Raw genomic sequence first — 19,305 nt, 5'->3', positions numbered from 1 at the left:
GCAGGAGCCGCCTCAGCGGCTCTGTTCATGTTCGGCGATAAACTGCTCCAACTCCCGGTGCAGCAGTGAGGCATCGCCAAGATTCAACTCCAACAGCCTTCTTAAGTGACTGATGCTCTCGACATCGATGAGGGCACACTTGAGACCCAGAAGGCCGTTGCGGCGATGCACAACTTCGGCCTCCATACAGAGTTGCACCTCGGACTGAGGTAGGCGAAAACTCAGCTCCAGCACGCCTTCGGGAGCGAAATCGGCAGGTTCTTCTACCATGGCGCCGTTGAGACAGAGATCCAACAAGTGGGTGCCCCATATCTTGTCACCGCAGCTCAACTGGGCATCTATGGTAAACAGGATCCGTGAAAACTTGCGCTTTTCGTCCATATTCAGTCCTTTAATTCTTGGTCTGTCCTTATTGTAGCCACATAAGAAGCGCTTGGCACCGAACTCAGGTCAAATATCTATCCGCTACAGACAAAATATGAAAAATTGTGAATAATGGCGTCTACCCCAGCCGGTTGGAATACAAGCATGGCATACCGCATATTGATAGTGGACGATGAGGCTATCATTCGGACTCGTTTGAAAGGCTATTTTGAAAAAGATGGTTACCAGGTAATGGAAGCCGCCGACGGTGAGCAGATGTGGCAGCAACTGCAGCAACAGCATGTGGATCTGGTGATGCTGGATATCAATATGCCGGGGGACGATGGCCTGATGCTGACCCGTGAGCTGCGCAGCCGCTCAGATGTGGGCATTATTCTAGTAACCGGCCGGGATGAGGCGATAGATAAGATAGTGGGCCTAGAGATGGGCGCCGATGATTATGTCACCAAGCCGTTTGAGTTTCGCGAGCTCAGGGTCAGGGTCAAAAACCTGCTCTGGCGCATCTCTCTGGTGAAAAAGGCCCAGCAGCAAACGGCCGAACAACTGTCGCGCTCGGACGATAATCTTTATTTCGAAGGCTATCATCTGCAGCTCAACAGCCGTCGCTTGAGCCTGGATGGGCAGGCTATCAAGTTGACCAAGGCGGAGTTTGAACTCTTGGTGGCCTTTGCCCTGCATCCGCAGCAGGTACTCTCGAGAGAGCGCTTGATGCAGCAAACCAGCCACAGGGATCAGGATGTCAACGACCGCACCATAGATGTGATTATTCGGCGCCTGCGCAGCAAACTGAGCCCTGAGCTGTTTGTCACTGTGCACGGCGAGGGCTATCTGTTTGCCGCCGATGTCAGCGACTGAGTTCTGAGCCCTTGGCTTCCACCCTGTATATGGGGTAGAAGTCTGCCGGTGCCAAACTGTCATCCAGTTGCATGCTTTTGAGGTTATCCGGGCGCAACTGCAAAATTGCCGGACCTATATCACCAAACGCCTTTTCCCCCTGCAACAGCCTGACGGCGAGATCGACCGCCAGCCGCCCCTGTAGTACCACTCTGTCATCATTGGCATAAGCAACCTTGTTGCGCTTGAGGGCACGCAGTACATCCGGCGATAGATAGCTGCTCACCAGCGCCATTTTGTTGGTCAGGTTTCTCTGCCTGAGAGTGCCCATGGCGGCTTCAATGGCGACGGCACTGCCGAGCAAGGCTTGCGGCAGTGGCTGCTCATTTTGATTGAGCAACAGATTGAGCTGATCCCGGTAGAGATTACGGTTGTTGTCGGCATGCATCACGGCCACTATCTCCACCTGGCTGTCTTGCAGTGCTTGTCTGACACCTTTTTCCACCAGGTCGGTTCCGCCACGGCCTTCGGGGCCCGCCAGCATCGCCAGGCGTTTGTGCGGGGTAGATGCGAGAAACTCACCGGTCAGATAACCCATCTGATACCAGTTGACTCCTATATGGGTTTGTACCCGGTTGTCTGCCAACTGGTTCACCAGCGCCAACACCGGCTTGGTCAGCTCCAGCGTCTGGCCCTCGAGCAGGTGTGGGCTGACGGCGCCAAGCAAAATCGCATCGGCATCGCCATCAAGGCAGGATTTGAGTTGCGCCAACTGGGTTTGGTTGTTGCCATAGCCACCGGCTTCATGGAGTTCCAGCCCAAGGCCCAAGGCTTGGCTCTGTTTGGCCAAGCCATAATCAATCCCTATCCAATAGGCGTCCTTAAGATGCGGCACCAAAGCGCACAGCTTCCAGGGCTTGTTGGCCTTGGTGAGCGGAGTGTGGGTCAGAGGGCTGGCCTGCTGGATTGCTTCGTTGTAAGGACTGCGCTGCTCAAGCTCCCAGGTTTCATTGGCCAGCGCGGCAGGGGTAAACATCAGCAGAGCCAATAACCACAGCAGCAGAGGTCTTTTGGTTGTCGGCAACAAAGACTCGAACTTGGCGGCAAATTGGCTCATGGGGAAGGTCCTGATATATGATGCCAGTATTCTACCATAGCATTCCTGCTGAATGTTTGAGTGGGTCAATGCCTATGCGGACCGGTATCAACAAGGATAACAAGTGAGACCTTTTTCTTCATGGCTGAGCAGCCTGACCGGCCGTCTGATGCTGGCGTTCTGTTTGCTGGCGTTGCTGCTGTTATTACTGGTGACTTTGGGCAACTTGAGCCTTTACTGGGTCAAGGGCGCAGACAGCTTTCTGTATGAGAAGGCCTTGCCCGCATCAGAAGCCGCGCGGCAGCTATCGCAATCGGCCACCTCGCTGGCGGAGAATGCCCAGCGCCTGGGCACAGTTGCCGATGAAAAGCAGCGTCAATATTTGGGGCGCCGCCTGTCTCTTGAGAGCAATCGCATGTTGGCGGCGATTGCGACCCTGGAGCAGTTGGCGGTGCCGGATTCGGCCAATCTGAAACAGGCGGCGGCCACCATTATCGCCGAGCTGACCTTACTCGGCGAACAGACGGGGGAGCGACTTGAGCGTACCCAAGCGCTGAAACAGAAAGGGCTTTTACTGGTACAGGCCTCCAAGCAGGCCGATAATCTGCTGCGCTCCGAGCTGGCGGTGCTGGACTCAGTCATTATTGCCAAGCTGAGCCAGATCCCGGGGGCGGCGGCAGTGGATGACATTATAGAGCTGGATCTCAGCAGCGCCGAGCAGCTCAACCGCGCCCTGAAACTGACTCATAAGATAGCCTTGCTCGGGCAGATATTTGCAGCGGCCGATGCGCCGCAAGACTTGGTCGGCGCCATTAACCATTCACCGTTGACCGATGATGCCCTGTCCCCGGGATTGCTCAAGCGCATTCCCGTGGCCGATTTGGTTCGGGATCCCGGCAGAGCCGAGGCGCTTGAGGCCGAATTTGCTCGTCTTGATCAGGTGACTGTCGGCCAACAATTGGCCGAAGCAATATGGCAGTTGCAGCAGCAACTGGAGCAAAGGCAACTGGTGATTTCGGACAACCTCAAATCGATGGAGCAAACCGTGGATGCTGCGCTAGAGGGCCAACAGCAACAGCTGAATTTGGCCCGACGCGACTATCTGGGGCAGCTCAATTGGGCCAGTGCCGGGCTCTGGGGGACGGGCGCCTTAATGTTGCTGCTGATCCTGTTTGTCAGCTGGCAGGTTATCTATAAGGGTATCGCCCGGCGCTTGAGCGATGCCACCCAGGCGCTGAGTCGCCTGAGTCTTGGCGATACCAATGTCAGCATACGCTCCTACGGCGATGATGAACTTACCGCCATGGCCTCGGCGCTGGAAGCCTTCAAACAGAAAACGGCCCACAATCAAAAGTTGCAGCAGGATCTGCAGCGCACTGCAGCCGAGTTGACCGAGCATAAGCTGGCGCTGGAGCTGAAAGTGGCCGAGCGAACCCGAGAACTCGCCCAGACCAATGCCCAGCTGGAAGAAGCCAGTCAGGCCAAGTCGTTGTTTTTGGCTACCATGAGCCACGAAATACGCACGCCGCTTAACGGCTTGCTCGGTACGCTGAGTTTGCTGGGGCAGGCGGAGTTACCCGCCAAGGCGCGGCAGATGTTGGCGCTGTCCCAGTACAGTGGTACTCAATTGCAAACCGTGCTCAATGACATTCTCGATTTTTCACGTCTGGAGCAGGGCAGGCTGCTCAATGAGCCAAGGGCCGTGGAGTTGCCAGCGCTGCTCAACGAAGTGACCGCCATCATGTTGGCCGGGGCCAATCTTGCCGGGCTCGAGCTCAGGCTGTTAAAGCCGGAATTGCCCGAATGGGTCTGGCTCGATGGGCCCAAGCTCAGACAGGTGCTGTTTAACCTTCTGGGCAATGCCATCAAGTTTACCGCCAAGGGTAGTGTGACTCTGGAGGTCAGTATTGAAGATGCGCGCCTGTGCTTCAGCGTAACCGACACAGGTATCGGCATCCGCCCCGAGGCCATGGTGCATCTGTTTACTCCCTATGCTACAGAGGCGACCCATGCCAGTGCCAGGGGAACCGGACTTGGGCTGAGTATCAGCCGCGACCTGGTGCAGTTGATGAATGGCAGTGAGAGCGGGGATGCTCCCGCCATAGAAGTTATCAGTACGCCTGGGCAGGGCAGCCGTTTCAGTTTCAGTGTGCCGCTTCAGCCCTGTGAGCAGGGGGAGCAACAGTCGAGTAGCTTGCCACAGAGTGAAATCGCCAAGCGGGTGCTGCTGGTGGAAGATAACAGGGTTAATGCCTTGGTGGCTCAGGGCTTTTTGGCGCATCTTGGGCATGAGTCACTCTTGTGTGTCAGTTTGGCCGAGGCACGGAGTGTGTTGCTTGATAACACGTCAGGCCCATTCGATGCCGTGATGCTGGATTTACAACTGAGTGACGGCTCCGGCAGTGAGCTGTTACCTGAGCTCAGGCAACTGCTGGGCCCCAAGGTGCCGATTGCCGCCTTTACCGCCCAGTTGCAGACTCAGGATATCGCTGATTACCAGGCCATGGGCTTTGATATAGTGCTGGGTAAGCCCTTGGGATTGCAGGCACTGGCCAACTGGCTAGGGGTTGTCTCCGGCTCGAATCAGAGTGATGAGCACCATAAGGAAGAGGAGACCCAAGCGCCGGGCCTTAAATCCCACAATACGGACAACACCCAATGGCTGGCGCTGGAGCAACTTGGGCAGGACCTGCAAGTGCTCGGCAAGGCCACTTTGCTGGAGATGCGGCAGCAGTTTGTGGACAGCAGTGATGCGCAGCTGCAAGCTTTACAGGCGGCAGATGGGCAACTGGATATCATGGCTGCCAAGCTGCACGCACTCAAGGGCAGCAGCGGTAATATGGGGCTTGAAGCGCTGCACTTGCGCTGCGCCGCACTGGAGCAGGCCGTCAAGACTGGCAAACCTTTGCGCGACGAGGAACTCACCGAGCTGACAGATTGCGTAGCGGCATCATTGCAGGCGCTCGATAACTGGCTGGAACAGCAATCAGACTAAGGTGCTTTCTTACCTGGGGTTTAAGCACTGAAGACAGGAAGCGCAGTATTTACCGGCTGCTGAAGATATAGAAAGGGCACCGCTCGATACTCGAGTTGGCGCCCTTTGAACCTTTGACCCTTTGACCCTTTGCCTCTTTGATTAGGGGGGCTGTGTTACGTTTGATTCAGGCAAGCGCTTGTTAGCTCTTGTCTAAATCGCCTCACTCAATGCGCTGCGGCGCTTTTCAGCCATTCGGCATCACTTTGAACAAAGGCCAGGGTCAGGCGCGCGAGTGCGGCATAAAAACCGCCGCGATCGCATTCGGCCACCCGCTGACAAAATGGCTCCAGCCAACTGAGCAGGCACTCTTGCAGATACTCCTGCTGCGTTGATGCCGAGGCGTTCAGACACAGATGAGCCTGATAGGCAAGAATCACCGCCAGGTGGTCTGCGGGCTCGGGGAAGTCACCGCTCAGCTGCAGCTGACTTCGCTGCAAAAAGGCCAGCATCTGTTGATGCTGCTCACCGAACAGGGTGACATCCTCATCCGCTTGCAGATAGAGGCCGGCATAGGGCGAAGCGCTCTGTTTACTGCCCACCAGAAACAGCCCACAGAAGTCTGCCGCCAGCTCCAGCAACGCCTTGTCTCTGTCCTGCATCCAGGCAATGGATTGCAGTTTTTGCTCCATCAGCTTGGCTTCTTGCTTGAGGGCGGGATCGCTGCTCAGCTGTTGCCAAAAGGCCTTGCTCTCCGGCGCCGTCAGTTGACTCAGGCGCTCGGCATTCAACTCGCGGGCGAACAGGCCCGAGAGGAAGTTGTACAGCATGGCTCTGCCTTGATTTAACTGTTCCATTGGCTTACCTCAGTTATCTGCGATTAGTGATGGTGCGAATAAGTCCTCGTGGGACTTGTTCGCACCTTCCCTTAGATTTTTATCTCAATCGGCCCATCGAAGGAGGATACCTTGGGCGCCTTGCCGGTGAACTTTTCAAATTCCACCTGGCAAGTGTAGGCCGAGCAGGCCTGCGCCAGCTTGGAGGTACCTATATCCTGAGTCAGGGTATTGGGGTCACCATAGCTGCACAGGGCACCGATTTCGGCGCCGCCTTCGACGCTGCCATCCTTACCTACCGGGCCATACCAGGCGCCTTCATGGATCCGGATAACCCCTTTGGGGAAACGGCCGGAGACGACGGCACCGGCCAGCAGTTGGCCGCGGCCGTTGAACACCCGCACCAGATCGCCGTCTTTGATACCGCGAGCCCTGGCATCTTCAGGGTTAATGTAAACCGGCTCACGCCCTTGCACCGTATAGGTTTCGCGATATTCCTTGGACTCACACATCTGTGAGTGCAGGCGCTTGTCCGGGTGGCAGGACTGCAGCCAAACCGGGTACTTATCGCTGCCTGGACCGCCATGGCTGCGCTCGGATTTTTCCATCCACACTGGGTGGCCAGGGCAGTCATCATAACCGAACTGGGCAATCTTACGGCTGAAGATTTCAATCAGGCCGGAAGGAGTACCCAAGGGGTTGATCTCAGGATCCTCGCGGAAGTCGGCATGTCTGACCCAGTTTTGCCCTTCACCGAAGTGCACATAACCCTGCTTCCAGAACTTGTTGAAGTCCGGCATGGCAAACTTGCCTTGGTTGGCGGCCTTACACTCGTTGTAGAGTTTTTCCAGCCATTCCATTTCTGTTAGCCCGCGGGTGTATTCCTTCTCCTTGCCGAGTATTTTGGCAAAGCGGGTGAATATCTCAAAGTCTGACAGACTTTCAAACAGTGGCTCAACCATCTTGTGCATCGCCAGAATACCGCGGCCGGCGTAGGCACCGTAGACATCGATATCGTTACGCTCCATGGTGGTACAGGCGGGCAGGACTATATCTGAGAAGCGGCAGGTGGCGGTCCAGTTCACATCTATGGAGACCACACATTCCAGCTTGCGGAATGCCTGCTTCATACGGTTTCTGTCCTGATGGTGGTTCCAGGGGTTGTTGCCCGAGAACACCATCATGCGGATATCCGGATAGGTAACCTTGCTGCCGTTGGCATCAATAGTCTTGCCGGGTTCCAAAATGGCATCTATCCAGCGGGCGACCGGAATAGTGCTGCTGGCGCCCTTGAAGTCGTTGTTGTCGAACAGTGGCTTTTGGCCTTCGTCCAGGTTGCGCGGGAAGGCGCCCGGTGCTGCGGCACCTGTGGCGGGTACCCCAATACCTGAATAGTGGTGGCCATAGCTGATACCACCGCCAGGCAGGCCTATCTGGCCTATCATGGTGGCCAGTACCGCCGCCATCCAGTAAGGCTGCTCTCCGTGTTGCTGACGCTGAATACACCAGCCCATCATGATCTGGGTACGGCCCTTGGTCAGGGTGCGGGCCAGATCGCGGATGACTTCAGCCTTGACGCCACAGATGGCTTCGGCCCATTCCGGAGTCTTGGCGATGCCGTCTTTGTCACCCAGGAGGTAGGGCAGGAACTCTTCAAAGCCCAGGCTATAGCCTTCGATAAACTTGGCATCGTGCAGCTTGGCTGTGTACATCTCATGGGCGATACCCAACATCAAGGCCACGTCTGTTTGTGGGTTGACATACAGCTGCTCACAACCCAGATAGGCTTGGGTCTTGGTTTCGACCGGATCTATGCTGATCACCCGGATCTTACCGGCTTTGACCTTTTCCTTGAGCTGCGCCAGATAGGCGAAGGACTCGTGGGTTTCGGCGTTCCAGCCCACCTGCAGGTTTTTGTAAGGATCGTTGGACCAGAGCACTATGGTATCGCTGTGCTCGAGGATCAGCGGCCAGGAGGTGCCCTGAGCGTACACTTCGGTAGAGCCCAGCACATAAGGCATAATCGTTTGCCCGGCGCCAGTGGAGTAGTCGCCCACTTTCTTGACGAAGTTGCCGTGCATGGCGATGGCGCGCTGCATATGGCTGGTGCTCGAGTGCAGCTGTCCGGTGGCACGCCAACCGGTTTGTCCGGCGTGCAGGCCAGATGGCCCGTACTGGGTTTGAATGATATCCAGCGACTCTTTGAACAGAGTCAACGCCTTGTCCCAGGTGACACGAACGAAACGGAAGTCGCCGCGTTCATGGGTATTGCTCTTGTGTCCCTTGAGCAGGAAGTCGAGCCGCACCATGGGATAACGGATCCGCGATGGGTTATAGACCAGGCCACGGATGCCGCGGATCATGTCGGTGGGATACTTGTCGTATTCCAGTGGTTTGACGTCGGCGATAACCCCGTTGCGGCGCTTGATACGAAATGCGCCGAAGTGGGAGCCTGTGGTCAGCCAGGCGTCACCGTCATCCATCCCCTTGGCCAGCGCCGACAGGGGAGCGAGTACCGAACTGCTTCCGGCAACCACAACGGAAGTGGAGGCCAGGCCTTTTAAAAAGTCTCTTCTGTTCATAACGCCAACCTCTTAGTGCTCTTCTTTGCTGAAGGTGGAAGAATGTTGTTGCAGGTATTTCTGCACCAGTGCCTGGGTGTCCTGATCCATGTTGACGAAGGCCAACATCCCCTGGAACATGCCCGGCCAGGTGTTGGCATCGAAGTGATGCTCATCGGGCTGGGTGTGGCAGACACTGCAGCTAGAGGCATAAGTGCTGCGGGCATAACCCCAGAGCGGTGCCAGTTCGGTCAGCAGATAATCGCTGTCGGTCCAGATCTCGGCTTCCACACGCTGCCACTTGAGGCCAGTCATGGGATCTTCTTTCTCTTCAAAGGTCTTGATCACTCCGTCGGTTTCGGCGGCAGCCTTGGTCAACTGAGCCGAGAGGATATTGATACCGAAGTCCATGTAGATCACCCGGCCGGCACCTATCTTCTTACGCCAGCCATCGATGGCAATTTTGACCCGCTTGCCCTTGAGCTCCAGCACCTTGATTTCGGTGGCCACGTTCAGAGTACCGGCTTCTTCCGCGCTCTTGTCATCCAGATACAGAGGCTTGGTCAAGGCGCTGAAATATTTGCCGCCCTGTTGCAGTGAGGTCTCACCTGAACCCACTTCGGCAATCAGTTCAGGGGCTCTGGCTGTGCCCATATCGGGCAGCTTGTGAGCTATGCCCTTGTGGCAATCGATACAGGACTGATCTTTCTCGGCCGCCTGTTTCATCTGTTTTTGCGCCAGGGCTGACATCTCGTCCCATTTCATTGACTTGTAGTCATGGCAGTTTTTACAGGCTTGGGAGTTGTCACGGGCAAAACGTTTCCATTCACGGCTGGCCATTTCCAGACGCTTGGCTTCAAATTTTTCCGGAGTGTTGACCGTTTGGAACAGCCAGCCCCAGACATCGTGAGATGCTTCCATCTTACGGGCTATCTTGCGGCTCCAGTCGTGGGGCACGTGGCAATCAGGGCAGGTTGCCCGCACGCCGGAGTGATTTGACCAATGCACAGTTTGCTGCAGCTCTTGATAGGGATTGCTCTCCATCGAGTGACAGCTGATACAGAAGGCCTCAGTGTTGGTGGCTTCCAGCGCCGTGTTGAAGCCGCCCCAGAAAATAATGCCCATGATAAAGGCCGACAGGCTGATGGCGCCCAGGCTTAGGTACTTGGTTGGGCGGTTGAGAGTACGCCAGATTGCTATTAACCGTTTCATCTATTCAATCCTCTCTTGTATCAGTGACTGGCGACGCCGCCGAGGGCCAGCATGATCCAGATGATCAGGCCATAGAGGCTGATACCTGTGATGGTCAGGGCCGGAAACAGCATGAAAATAATCAGGCCGTGGGCCATAAGTTCCTGTTTTTTGCTTGATGTGGACTCAGACATAGTGATTGCTCCAACGCAGCAGGGTTTGCTTGATGGGGCCACTATAGGGAAAGGATGTGAATGGCGATTGCGCTGCCAATGAATGGGATTTGAGTAAATATGAAAAGTTATGAACAACTGCATATTCAGGATGAGCCACAGATCCCGAAATCTTTTTAGCCGGGCGCGCCAATTTGCAGTATTATCCGCGACCAACAAAGGCTGCGTTGGACATCGGTTGACGATATTCCTTGGTGCCCACCACCTGCAGGTCACGTTTTATTGTGGATCTCTCACCCGCCCAGCGGGGCTCTCACCTGCCGTAGCCGGCGTCATCTGACCCGAACAAAGAGATCAAAAAGGTAGAATAATTATGATGTCTTCAAAGACAAATACCGCTGTACCTACTACATCATCATGGCTGGAACGCTTCTTCAATATCAGCGCTCGTGGCAGCACTGTCCGCCAGGAAGTGATCGCCGGTTTGACCACGTTTCTCGCCATGGTTTACTCAGTTATCGTTGTACCCTCCATGCTGGGAAAGGCCGGGTTTGATCCCGGCTCCGTGTTTATTGCCACCTGTCTGATTGCCGCCTTCGGCTCATTGCTGATGGGCCTGTGGGCCAATCTGCCGATGGCCATAGGCTGTGCTATCTCACTGACTGCGTTTACCGCTTTCAGCTTGGTTCTGGGGCAGGGCATGAGCCTGCCTGTCACCCTGGGGGCGATTTTCCTTATGGGTATCGTCTTTACCCTGGTGAGCGTTACCGGTATTCGCCAGTGGGTGCTTGCTAACCTGCCCAAGGGCATTGCCCATGGCACAGGGATAGGTATCGGCCTGTTTCTGCTGCTGATTGCCACTAACAGTGTGCAACTGATTGTGGCCAATGATGCCGGTTTGCCGGTCAAGCTGGGCGATATCCACAGCCTGCCGGTGATCGCCACTGTCGTGGGGCTGGCTGCCACTATCGGACTAGAGCGGCGCCGGGTACCTGGCGGCATTTTATTGGTGATCATCGCTCTGTCAGTGTTTGGTTTGCTGTTTGACCCCAATGTGGAGTTCAAAGGCGTGTTTGCGGTACCCGACTTGGGCGCAGAAGGCTCTTTGATTGGCCAACTGGATATCATGGGAGCCCTTAACCCTGTGGTGCTGCCGATAGTGCTGGCGCTGGTGATGACAGCTATCTTTGATGCCACAGGTACCATAAGAGCCGTGGCGGGACAAGCCAATCTGCTGGATAAGAATGACAACATCATAGGTGGCGGCAAGGCGCTGACTTCGGATTCTGTCAGCTCTATCTTCGCCGGTCTGGTGGGCGGCGCGCCTGCCGCAGTTTACATTGAATCGGCCGCCGGTACTGCCGCAGGCGGAAAAACAGGGCTGACGGCCACTGTGGTGGGTGTACTGTTCCTGCTGATGATCTTCCTGGCACCCCTGTCTTATTTGGTGCCTGCCTACGCCACGGCGCCTGCGCTCATGTATGTGGGACTGCTGATGTTGTCCAATGTCACCAAGTTGGACTTCGATGACAAGGTGGATGCTATGGCGGGACTGACCTGCGCGGTATTCATCATACTCTCCTGCAACATAGTCACAGGCATTATGCTGGGGTTTGCGACCCTGGTTATCGGCCGTATCTGCAGCGGTGAGTGGCGTAAGCTCAAGCCAGGTGTGTTGGTTATCACCATAGGCCTGGTGGTGTTCTATATGGGCGGCTGGGCCATTTAACCCTTAGACCCTTAGCCTTTTATGGCTGGTGGCGGAAACTATACCCCGCTAGAGTAAGCTTAATCGACTTAAACAAAGACCCCAGCCTAGGCTGGGGTCTTTGTTGTGAGCGCAGAGTCTTGCACTCCCGGGGCATACTTGGAGGATAATGGCTAAGCCGTCCTCGATGACCTGTCCGATACTGCCTGCTAGCTACAGGCAAGCCCGTCGGCGCCGTATTTGATCATCCCTGAGCTGGAAACCGTCACACTTCTTGAGCCGCTGGCCTGTTTGGCCGGGCAATAGATAAAGGTCACTTCACCTGTGGTGTTGCTGAGGCCATCGGGACGAAAACCCACATTACTGCCTTTGATGGCATCTTTACTGTCGATGCCTTCCACTACCCGCAGCACTTTTTCACTGCCGCTGGCAGTGGTATAGACCTTGAGGCCATTGTTGAAATTGGCGGCGCAGCCGACAGCACTCTGATAGCCACAAACTTCTACTGTCATGCCGTAGCTGATGGCTTGGTTGCGGGCGAAGGACAGGGCTTGCTCAATCCGGCTTATTTCCGACTGACTACGGTAGCCTTCATACAAGGAGGTGAGAGAAGGAACCCCCACAGACAGCAGTATGGCGGCTACAGCAATGGTGACCATGAGTTCGACCAGAGTAAAGCCGCGGATTCTGGAACTGGAAAAATGTGGTACAGCCATAGTCAACTCTTCACACGAATAGATAGGCTTAAGTATAAGTGAATGAGTTGTTAATTACAGCTGTCTTTGCAAATCCTGTGCAGTGGTCGTCAATTCAGCCGCCATCACCATCCTGGCAATTGATATTTTCATCCTGAGAGTGACGGATTCGCCCCGCCTGATTGATGACCAAGGCCTCGGAATGGGGACTGTTGGCCTGACCCGGGCAATATTTGAAGGTACCATTGGTTCCTGTTGCCAATCCGTCCGGCAGAAAGCGTATTGCATCCCGGTTGTACCTGAGTATGTCTTGGCTATCAAAAGCGCCGCTTTGAAAAAGCAGCTTGTCGTCATCATCCAGGGCCAGATTACCGTTGCGATCGCTGAAAACTGTTACTCCTTGTTGCCAGGCATCGGCTTCACAGCGGCCATCCTTGAGAGCGCAGACACTGACTCTGACACCATAACTAATGGCCTGATTGCGGGCAAATTGCAGTAGTTGTTGTACTTGCTTGATGCCGGTTTGAGCGCGATAACCTTCGTAGAGTGACTTGAGTGAGGGGGCCCCGACCGAGGCAAGTACCGCCAGCAGAGCCATGGCGACCATGACCTCCAGCAGCGAAAAACCAAGCTGTAAATGACGCATAATCTCATCCTTGAGTGGTGGGCGGCCCGCATCCGGCGAACCTGAGTGTTAGTTTAGTCCAGGCAGTGGCTTGGTTCTGGTTTCCTTTTAGATGAGTTTGCACTAAATATTGCACTTGCTTACCTAAGGGATGAATAAGTACACCGAGTTGATCATGGCTACTGCGAAGGAATAGGCCTGGTTTTTTCATCTGAGCGGACAATCACTTCTTGCCCGCAGTATGTCGTGATAAGCTATTGCGATTGTATGCGAACAAGCAAAATCGCGAGCTATTTCTCCGGTCAAATTGCCGTGGGAATGGTCATGAGTTGCAGAAGAATTCCAAGCCCTAAAGGAGTGCCTGATGAAGAAAGTGGAAGCCATAATCAAGCCGTTTAAACTGGACGATGTCCGTGAGGCGTTGGCTGAGATAGGAATAACCGGTATGACGGTTCTGGAAGTCAAAGGTTTTGGCCGTCAGAAGGGACATACAGAGTTGTACCGTGGTGCCGAGTATATGGTCGACTTTCTGCCCAAGGTGAAGATAGAGCTGGTTATTCAGGATGATCTGCTGGAACAGGCACTGGATGTGATTGTTGAAACCGCCCGTACCGGTAAAATCGGCGACGGCAAGATCTTTGTGACCGATATCGAACGCATTATTCGTATCCGTACCGGTGAAGAAAACGAAGAAGCGGTATAAAAACGAACGTAAAAAATTAGGTTCATCGCAGATTAGCGTGGACTGGAAATGAAAACGGTTGGAGAGTTATTGTTTAGTCGCCAAATAAACACAATGACCCACCCCAACCGTTGTCGATGTCGAATATTACCTGCACTAGCTCAGACTTTTATCTATTTGACAATGGGAATCATATCAACGCTAAGCACAGTTGCAAAATTCGTAACATGTATTTTGTCAATTGATGCGCCTTGTTAAGTGGCTGGTCGCACACCTAGCTAAAATACTTCAAAAATTCAATTATATGCCTTGGATTTATTGGCTTTTGTGAACATTGCTTCTCGTGCCACAAAGATAGAATCTCCGCTTCTTTTTCGTTTGGCGCTCTACCACCACCGCCACTACCACCAGTAGGACTATCACCACAAGAAAGTGTGATATTGATATTATCTAATTCGATAAATATTCTAATGTATATCGGAACACCTTCTTTTTGACGCCCTACTATATTCTTGGTAATCCAACTAGGGTTAGTATTTGAAAAATCCGTTGTCTCACCATTGATTTCAATTTTAATCATTTTGTGACCTCGAATGTTTAGAAGCAATTTAATTACTGTATAGTGCGCATAGCTATCTTATTGTATTAGCTGGATATAGATGCAGATGATTACTCATTATGGCGAATGCGGCCACATCAATGGCAAAAACGGCTTCCAGTTCAAACAGTAACAATTCAACCCAACCACGGCGATGATCATAATTCTTACCCGAGTAGGCATCATCACCACACAAGAAGGCACGCCGCACCACGCGGCTGCAACAATGATAGTAAGGCGTGTCTTCAAGGCTGATTTGAGTTCGGCGAGGGCGCGGCATAATAACCTCCTTGTTAAACAAGACAAAATGAAGACACCCATAATTCTTGGCAGGTTTCTCTCACCTTGTCTAGGCTTGAATGGAGCCTTTGAAAAGGAAAGGATGCCATGCCGAGGCCAAGATATGCTCAAGTCAGTCTTGAGGACACCCCCTTCTATCACTGCATCTCCCGCTGTGTCCGTCGCGCCTTTCTATGTGGCGTTGATGACTATTCGGGCAAGAGCTATGAACATCGCCGCGATTGGGTTGAATCCCGTCTATTGGAACTGGCGGCAGTGTTCGCCATTGACTTGTGTGCCTATGCGGTCATGTCCAATCATCTGCATTTGGTACTCAGAGTTGACTTGAAAACAGCCACTGAATGGACATTGGAGCAGGTTTTACAGCGTTGGCACCTGCTTTACAGTGGAACCCTGTTATCCCAGCGTTTTCTGCGCGGTGAAACACTTTCTGATATTGAATATCTCACCCTGCAACAAACCACTGAAGTCTATCGCCAACGTTTGATGGATATCAGTTGGTTTATGCGGGCGCTCAATGAACCTATTGCCAGACAGGCCAATCGGGAAGACGGATGCAGCGGTCGCTTCTGGGAAGGCCGCTTCAAATCCCAGGCGCTATTGGATGACGCAGCCGTATTGGCCTGCATGGCTTATGTTGACTTGAACCCTATCCGCGCGGGAATAGCCAAAACCCCAGAAGACTCAGACTATACCAGTATTCAACGACGGATACGGGCCGCGATGCAGGGCGAAAACACACCTGAGCTGTTACCCTTTGTCGGCAATGAACGGCTGAACATGCCACAAGGATTGCACTTTGAAGCCAAGGATTATCTGCAACTGGTCGATGATACCGGGCGCATTATCCGCCACGACAAGCGCGGTCACATCACTGCCGGCACAACAACCATTTTGAATCGTTTAAACATCCCTATCGACAACTGGCTCAAGTTAACGACTGATTTTAGCCGTCTATTCAAAGGGCCAGTGGGTACACTGGAATCTCTTACCGACTACTGTATTCACCTACAACGACGACGAAGACAAGGAGCCGCTAATTGTCAGAAGTTGTTTAGCTGAATCCCCGAGGCTCCAAGATATTTCTCTCCAATCGAACTTTATTCGACCTCCATCGTGTCTGAAATTCGACTTTTGCGCTCATTTCAATAATTGAATGGCCCTCAAAAGGTTTGAAAGATGATTTTCTGCCAGTGAAAACATCAGTGTTTCTGTAATCCAGGCAACTAGAGTCTTCACTCAGCTAATAATGGGTGTCTTTGTTGTCGTCCACTGTATTCACCTACAACGACGACGAAGACAAGGAGCCGCTAATTGTCAGAAGCTGTTTAGCTGAATCCCCGAAGCTCCAAGATATTTATCTCCAATCGAACTTTGTTCGACCGACATTGTGTCTTAAATTCGACTTTTGCGTTCATTTCAATAACCGAGCGCCACTCAAAAGGTTTGAAAGATGATTTTCTCCCAGTGAAAACATCAGTGCTTCTGTGATCCAGGCAACTAGAGTCTTCACTCAGCTAATAATGGGTGTCTTTGTTGTTTGTTGCTCAGCTAATAATGGGTGTCTTTGTTGTTTGTTGCTCAGCTAATAATGGGTGTCTTTGTTGTCTTGGTTTTTTCATCTGAGCGGACAATCACTTCTTGCCCGCAGTATGTCGTGATAAGCTATTGCGATTGTATGCGAACAAGCAAAATCGCGAGCTATTTCTCCGGTCAAATTGCCGTGGGAATCGTCATGAGTTGCATAAGAATTCCAAGCCCTAAAGGAGTGCCTGATGAAGAAAGTGGAAGCCATAATCAAGCCGTTTAAACTGGACGATGTCCGTGAGGCGTTGGCTGAGATAGGAATAACCGGTATGACGGTTCTGGAAGTCAAAGGTTTTGGCCGCCAGAAGGGACATACAGAGTTGTACCGTGGTGCCGAGTATATGGTCGACTTTCTGCCCAAGGTGAAGATAGAGCTGGTTATTCAGGATGATCTGCTGGAACAGGCACTGGATGTGATTGTTGAAACCGCCCGTACCGGTAAAATCGGCGACGGCAAGATCTTTGTGACCGATATCGAACGTATTATTCGTATCCGTACCGGTGAAGAAAACGAAGAAGCGGTATAAAAACGAACGTAAAAAATTAGGTTCATCACAGATTAGCGTGGACTGGAAATGAAAACGGTTGGAGAGTTATTGTTTAGTCGCCAAATAAAAACAATGACCCACTCCAACCGTTCTTGATGTCGAATATTACCTGCACAAGTAATGCGAATAACCAAGCTCGCGTGGCTCTATTCAAAAGAGTGCAAGGTCAACCGCCGACACTTACTCGCCAAAGTCCGACTGTCAGAGTGTCCTTACCGGAGATTTTTGGGTCTCCGGTAAGGACACTTTTATCTATTTGACAATGGGAATCATATCAACGCCCAAAGCAGCGGCGCGCGTTAGCGCGTCCAGCCCGCAGGGCGATGCTGCCTTTGCTTGTTATGTTTTTAGGGCTCATAGGTTGCTACCTCACTGAGCCACCAGTTTAATTTGTCATCGAGCTGCCAAAGCTCGGGAGTTTCAAAAGTTTTTTGGAGCACTTGCGCTTCTGTTTCGACGTCCAAAGCCTCGACCACTAGATTCCCACTCTCCCACAGCGTTGCTCTAGCAAGTAATCCATTTCCATCTATTTCGACATAACGAGCTTTAACTGAATCACCTAGTTCTTCTGTGATAGAAACGGCATAGCCTTCAGTCCCAAATATTTTAGATTTGGAATTCTTCCATTTTTCGAGGTATGCAAGTAGCTTATTCATACTGAAACATAACGCCCAAAGCAGCGGCGAGTTTACGAGTCCGACTGCCTTTGATTGTTAGTTGACGACCGCTCTATGTGCGCCCTTTGCAAATCTAGCTTTCTCTTATTTTGAAGCTCCGCTAAGTCTCTAGCTCTTCTATACAGTGAAGCCAATATTTTAAGAACCGCCAACTCGTTATTTTCATTGCGAAAATATAATTTCGCGAGTGTTTCTTTTTTAATACCCATTAGGGATGAGATATCTACCACGGACTTGTGAATAAAATCCTTTTCTTTCTCCAGAAGGCTTAACTCTTCACTTCGTAAATTCAGCCTCGTGAGCTTTCGCTCGCTCATACCTTTATGAATAATGCTATAGGTTTTATTCCCGGCCAGAATGGCCGCAGAGACATAACCGACAATCTGAGCAACATCTTTTGCCACATCGACCAACTGGGAAAGCTCAATAAAGCCAGGGGATGCATACTGGATAGCCTTAATAGTTGGCCTGTAGTCTCTTGGCATTTTTGAAAATAGATTTTGGTAGAAATTTACAGCGCTAAATCCACCACGCCAAGGGTACTTTCCATAGATGTATTGGATTTCTGCATCTAAGTAGTCTTCTGCTATATCGAGTGAATATAACAATCCATAAAGTTGTATATACACGCGGGTCAACACGTTGAGGTCTGTCAGCTCCCAACGCCCATCGATGTATAGTTTTATATTATCTACTTCCACTCTGGACTTCCTTAGTCAACTAACAGCTGTATAGTGCGCATGCGCGTTTTAGTCTCGGAGGAGTGTAAACGCGCATCGCTATCTGTTTGTATTAGCTGGATATAATACCATTTAGTCCAAATATCCCTTGCAGCTAAACGCGCATGCGCGGTTTCTAAACCTATTATCTACCAGCTGTATTTTTTAACATTATGAATTTAATAGTATTTCCTGCAATATTACAGAAATAACGCGCAAGCTTAGCTGCAAATTCCCGGCATTTTGTCGAGAACGTCAATAATACTGTATAAAAAATCAGTTCTGAGGTGCTTTTCATGAGAGTTCCAAGCAGTACAACCAAGGGCCCTACAACCCAAGCCCTACAAAAAACGTTAAGTAAAGCCATGGCTACCGCACGGGTCCAAACTCTGTTTGCCCCTGCATTCCGCTGAAAACGGAAAGGTGCTGCTTTCGGCCTAAGCAAGCGCTAAAGCTAAGCGCTTGAATTGGTTATACAATAGCTAGCATTGAATGTGAAAACAATTAGCCAAAGGTCAAGTTTTTGACAAAGGCCACAAAACCCTGATTTAGTTTGTTTTTGAAGCAGAATTGACTGGGTTTGAAACCCAAAGCGACTTTCCCCAGCTAATGCTGGGTGTTTGCATTATTCCCCGTTTTCGACGGTCACAGTTTCGCCTGTGCCTGAAAATGAGGTGTATGCCTGCAGATCTTTCAAATAGTTCAAGCTACTCAGGGTTAATAGAATTGCACCAATTCCCCCTCGGTGTCGCCGAAAGCCGTTGGCGCAAATAACGTGGCTGAGGCATGGATGCCGAAGCAGCGCCAGTCGAATCAGGGATGAGCGTCTGAAGCGGTAGTTATTTGCGCCATTAGGCCGAGGGGCTTTCGACACCATGTGGGGCGGCAAGGGAGATCCAAGAGGGGATTGCTGTTGATCCCCTCTTGGTCGGGTGTGGGGCGAAGCTCCACGACTTTAGGCCGCTGGCACAGCGGCTATCATGGCTTCAAGCCAAAACTCACCAATGAACTTGATCCTAGCGGTTAGCTAAGTTGTAGCCAATCACCTGCGGTGCGCCTTTCGCACAGGCGATCCTGTGACACGGCGTGAATACGTCCATGTAGCCTCGACGAAAAC

At 52.2% G+C, this 19,305-nt stretch carries 17 protein-coding genes and 1 pseudogene; 6 read left to right on the top strand and 12 right to left on the bottom strand.

Translation table 11 applies throughout. The annotated features are described in order from the left end of the window. Nucleotides 1-12: 12 nt before the first annotated feature. Nucleotides 13-381, bottom strand: a complete 369-nt coding sequence (locus tag ACF8D4_RS15960; protein ID WP_025009948.1) for a PilZ domain-containing protein — start codon at nt 379-381, stop codon at nt 13-15. Nucleotides 382-528: 147 nt separating this feature from the next. Between ACF8D4_RS15960 and torR the strand changes: the two genes are divergently transcribed. Next, nucleotides 529-1,239, top strand: coding sequence for a two-component system response regulator TorR (torR, locus tag ACF8D4_RS15955; RefSeq protein WP_025009949.1), 711 nt, complete (start codon nt 529-531; stop codon nt 1,237-1,239). Here torR and torT read toward each other — a convergent pair. Further along, a complete protein-coding gene (torT, locus tag ACF8D4_RS15950; RefSeq protein WP_115389962.1) occupies nt 1,229-2,254 on the bottom strand; it encodes a TMAO reductase system periplasmic protein TorT in 1,026 nt (341 codons plus the stop codon). The genes torR and torT overlap by 11 nt on opposite strands. A 184-nt stretch (nt 2,255-2,438) precedes the next feature. Between torT and torS the strand changes: the two genes are divergently transcribed. After that, on the top strand, nt 2,439-5,309 hold the full coding sequence (torS, locus tag ACF8D4_RS15945) for a TMAO reductase system sensor histidine kinase/response regulator TorS (protein WP_392468844.1): 2,871 nt from the start codon (nt 2,439-2,441) through the stop codon (nt 5,307-5,309). 206 nt (nt 5,310-5,515) lie between these two features. Here torS and torD read toward each other — a convergent pair whose 3' ends face one another. The 4 genes from torD to ACF8D4_RS15925 form a co-directional block, all read right to left on the bottom strand. Continuing rightward, entirely contained in the window at nt 5,516-6,145 is a 630-nt protein-coding gene (gene torD, locus ACF8D4_RS15940; protein ID WP_392468841.1) for a molecular chaperone TorD, read from the bottom strand. A gap of 71 nt (nt 6,146-6,216) precedes the next feature. Continuing rightward, entirely contained in the window at nt 6,217-8,706 is a 2,490-nt protein-coding gene (gene torA / locus ACF8D4_RS15935; protein WP_123115874.1) for a trimethylamine-N-oxide reductase TorA, read from the bottom strand. 12 nt (nt 8,707-8,718) lie between these two features. Beyond that, a complete protein-coding gene (torC, locus tag ACF8D4_RS15930) occupies nt 8,719-9,897 on the bottom strand; it encodes a pentaheme c-type cytochrome TorC (protein WP_025009951.1) in 1,179 nt (392 codons plus the stop codon). A gap of 20 nt (nt 9,898-9,917) precedes the next feature. Next, entirely contained in the window at nt 9,918-10,070 is a 153-nt protein-coding gene (locus tag ACF8D4_RS15925; protein ID WP_025009952.1) for a nitrate reductase, read from the bottom strand. A gap of 352 nt (nt 10,071-10,422) precedes the next feature. Between ACF8D4_RS15925 and ACF8D4_RS15920 the strand changes: the two genes are divergently transcribed. Further along, nucleotides 10,423-11,778, top strand: coding sequence for an NCS2 family permease (locus ACF8D4_RS15920; protein WP_044733941.1), 1,356 nt, complete (start codon nt 10,423-10,425; stop codon nt 11,776-11,778). Nucleotides 11,779-11,966: 188 nt separating this feature from the next. On the opposite strand, the gene ACF8D4_RS15915 is transcribed toward ACF8D4_RS15920, so the two are convergent. Together ACF8D4_RS15915 and ACF8D4_RS15910 are read right to left on the bottom strand one after the other, a co-directional pair. Then, entirely contained in the window at nt 11,967-12,473 is a 507-nt protein-coding gene (locus tag ACF8D4_RS15915) for a GspH/FimT family pseudopilin (RefSeq protein WP_025009954.1), read from the bottom strand. A 94-nt stretch (nt 12,474-12,567) separates the two neighbouring features. Then, nucleotides 12,568-13,098, bottom strand: coding sequence for a GspH/FimT family pseudopilin (locus ACF8D4_RS15910; RefSeq protein ID WP_025887938.1), 531 nt, complete (start codon nt 13,096-13,098; stop codon nt 12,568-12,570). A gap of 343 nt (nt 13,099-13,441) precedes the next feature. Between ACF8D4_RS15910 and glnB (ACF8D4_RS15905) the strand changes: the two genes are divergently transcribed. Beyond that, nucleotides 13,442-13,780, top strand: coding sequence for a nitrogen regulatory protein P-II (gene glnB / locus ACF8D4_RS15905; protein WP_025009956.1), 339 nt, complete (start codon nt 13,442-13,444; stop codon nt 13,778-13,780). A 253-nt stretch (nt 13,781-14,033) separates the two neighbouring features. Here the strand turns inward: glnB (ACF8D4_RS15905) and ACF8D4_RS15900 are convergent, their stop codons facing one another. Both ACF8D4_RS15900 and ACF8D4_RS15895 read right to left on the bottom strand, forming a co-directional pair. Next, nucleotides 14,034-14,339: a hypothetical protein gene (locus tag ACF8D4_RS15900; RefSeq protein ID WP_342203375.1), complete on the bottom strand. Its 306-nt coding sequence runs from the start codon at nt 14,337-14,339 to the stop codon at nt 14,034-14,036. A gap of 76 nt (nt 14,340-14,415) precedes the next feature. Beyond that, nucleotides 14,416-14,637, bottom strand: a pseudogene (locus ACF8D4_RS15895) (transposase); the annotation flags it as partial. Between the two features lie 107 nt (nt 14,638-14,744). Between ACF8D4_RS15895 and ACF8D4_RS15890 the strand changes: the two are divergent. Both ACF8D4_RS15890 and glnB (ACF8D4_RS15885) read left to right on the top strand, forming a co-directional pair. Next, entirely contained in the window at nt 14,745-15,719 is a 975-nt protein-coding gene (locus tag ACF8D4_RS15890; protein WP_392465856.1) for a transposase, read from the top strand. Between the two features lie 713 nt (nt 15,720-16,432). After that, a complete protein-coding gene (gene glnB, locus ACF8D4_RS15885) occupies nt 16,433-16,771 on the top strand; it encodes a nitrogen regulatory protein P-II (RefSeq protein WP_025009956.1) in 339 nt (112 codons plus the stop codon). 368 nt (nt 16,772-17,139) lie between these two features. Here glnB (ACF8D4_RS15885) and ACF8D4_RS15880 read toward each other — a convergent pair whose 3' ends face one another. Together ACF8D4_RS15880 and ACF8D4_RS15875 are read right to left on the bottom strand one after the other, a co-directional pair. After that, a complete protein-coding gene (locus tag ACF8D4_RS15880; RefSeq protein ID WP_208137709.1) occupies nt 17,140-17,448 on the bottom strand; it encodes a hypothetical protein in 309 nt (102 codons plus the stop codon). Nucleotides 17,449-17,480: 32 nt separating this feature from the next. After that, nucleotides 17,481-18,170, bottom strand: coding sequence for a hypothetical protein (locus tag ACF8D4_RS15875; RefSeq protein WP_208136707.1), 690 nt, complete (start codon nt 18,168-18,170; stop codon nt 17,481-17,483). Between the last annotated feature and the right edge of the window lie 1,135 nt (nt 18,171-19,305).

It is taken from the genome of Shewanella sp. YQ_9 (genome assembly GCF_043103185.1).
In the GTDB taxonomy this organism is placed as follows: Bacteria; Pseudomonadota; Gammaproteobacteria; order Enterobacterales; family Shewanellaceae; genus Shewanella; species Shewanella algae.
This window is presented reverse-complemented; position numbering and strand designations above follow the sequence as displayed.